Consider the following 2,239-nt stretch of genomic DNA (forward strand, 5'->3'; position numbering starts at 1 on the left):
CGGTGTTTGCGTCCGATCTCCTGCTCGATTTCTCCGACTTTCTCCGAGAAAAATTCGACCGAAGCGCCGCAATCGGTGCACACCATGTGGTGATGACTGCGGCGGTTGTACTGATGTTCGTAACGCGCGATGCCGTCGTGAAAGGCAACTTCGCTAGCCAGGCCGCAACCGGCCAGAAGCTTCAGCGTCCGGTAGACAGTGGTGAAGCCTATGCGCGGGTCGGTTTTTTTGACCAGGCGGTGCAATTCGTCGGTCGAAAGATGTTCCCGCGTTTCCAGAAAGGTCCGCAGAATTGCGCTGCGCTGTTCGGTCTGCTTTAAGCCGACGCGTTTGAGGTGCTGCAAAAAAATTCCTTCGGCTTCGCGGATGTTCTCCTGCGAGATAGACGGCTGATCGTCGATTCGTTTCTGTAGCATTTTTGGGCGGCACGAAAACTCAAAATGACAATGCGCGCCGAGGGTTCCAGACATGATACTGGGCGGAGTGCGGGTGCGCCAATCGACTTTCCCTTCTGCTCATCGGGGTTACTCAGTTCGATCAACTCGTTTATTCCTTTATTCCTTCCACCTGCCTGTTTACCGCCAGGAGGCATTTACTGGTGAACAGCCGGGGGCATCCCTGACATTTTAGACCGGGGACATCCCTGACACTTTTTGCTCTCCTTGCATCCCGATGAGGGAATGGGGTGCAGGGGAAGGGGATACTTCCTCTTCCCCTGCTTCCGCAATGTCGAAGCCGGCCTGCTCCACGGCATTCTCTCCCTTGGGATTCTTGGCGGACGGGAGCGGCGACACACGCCGTTGCCAGCTATCAAACCGCGCCAAGGGAAGCTCGGCGAAGTAGACCGTATACCAACGCTCATCGATCGGCAACAGGCCCACGCGCTCACCCCACAACACCTCGCTCAAGAACACATCGTGCCGTTTCTTCCAGCGAAAATGTCCGTGCGAATGCACGCTGCGCACCAGCATCGTCGACGGATACTCCGGCTCCCTCACCCGCGCCGGATACTCGCGTTCGGACGGCACATACACACTGGCCGGCGTCTGCATTCCCAGCGCTTCGTGCGGCCGCACTTCGTTGTATTCCTGGCGGAAGTCCTCCAGCGCTCGCTGTTGCGCTCGCCGATCCTGCGCCGGCGGCATCGCCACTTCCTGCTTCAGCGTGCGATGCATGCGCTCGTGCCGCCCGTTCTGCTCCGGATGTCCGGCCTCGATCCGTTCCGGCACGATCCCTAACTTGATCCACCACACCGCCAGCCGCGACAGTCCTCCGATCGCCGTCGAGGCGAAGGGCGCCCCGTTGTCGGTGCGGATCGCTTGCGGTAATCCATACTGGCGGAACGCGGCTTCGAAGATTGCCTGCACGCGCGCCGTGTCCGTCTTCTCCACCGCCTGGCAGCGCAGCAGATAGCGGCTGTGCGCATCGGAGATGGTCAGCGGATCGATGCGCTCTCCGTTCCCCGTGCGGAACCAGCCCTTGAAGTCCGCGCACCACACTCGGTTTGGCCCGTCGGCATGCGCCAATGGTTCGGTGTAAGGCGCCGTCTTTCGCCGCTTCTTGCGCGTCACCACCAGCCCTTCCCGCTTCAGCAACTCGCCGATCGTGCTCGCCGCTGGCCATCTCCGTCCCGGCTCGTCGCGCTCCAACACGCGCTTCAACTTCCGCGGGCCCCAGCGCATATGCGCCTGGCGCAGTTCCAGCACCCACTGCTCGATCTCTGCCGCTGTCTGGTTGGGATGCCGCTCTGCCGCCCGGTTTCGTTCCGCCAGCCCAGCTACTCCCGCTTGCCGGTAGCGCCGTAACCAGACATACCCGGTCTCGCGCGCGATCCCGTAGTGCTGGCACAGTTCCGTCATCGTCCGCTCATCCCGTTCATACTCAAAGATGAACCGTAGCTTCTCTTCCATCGCACTGCTCGCTTTCCATGGCATGCGCTCCGTTGTACTCGCGCTGGCCACTGTTGCAGTGTCAGGAATGCCCCCGGTTCAATCTGTCAGGTATCCGCCCGGTCTGTACCCCTTCACGGGTACCCCCCTCCCCTACCCCCGGTCTTTTGGAATCAAAGACTTAGGAGTTAGTCCCCGCCAGGTCTTTGAGTTTAAAGGAGTTAAAGGTAAAATATTTATAAATCAACAACTTAACTTGTCAAAGAGCGCTGAAAATGGGTTTGGGGCAGTTTCGAGGGGCCGTCTTGGTTGACGGTCGCACCCCAGAGCTGCCCCAATCAGATCTCTAT

Annotated in this window: 1 protein-coding gene and 1 pseudogene; both read right to left on the bottom strand. The window is 59.7% G+C overall.

The genetic code is table 11. The features are described from left to right. Positions 1–470 (bottom strand): Fur family transcriptional regulator (locus WCA10_RS16475; protein WP_472823607.1); only part of this gene is annotated, 470 nt, incomplete at its 3' end. Positions 471–763: 293 nt separating this feature from the next. Next, a pseudogene (locus tag WCA10_RS16480) lies at positions 764–1,934 on the bottom strand (IS481 family transposase); the annotation flags it as partial. Between the last annotated feature and the right edge of the window lie 305 nt (positions 1,935–2,239).

The sequence above is a fragment of the Occallatibacter sp. genome, from assembly GCF_049582745.1.
Taxonomy (GTDB): Bacteria; Acidobacteriota; Terriglobia; order Terriglobales; family Acidobacteriaceae; genus Telmatobacter.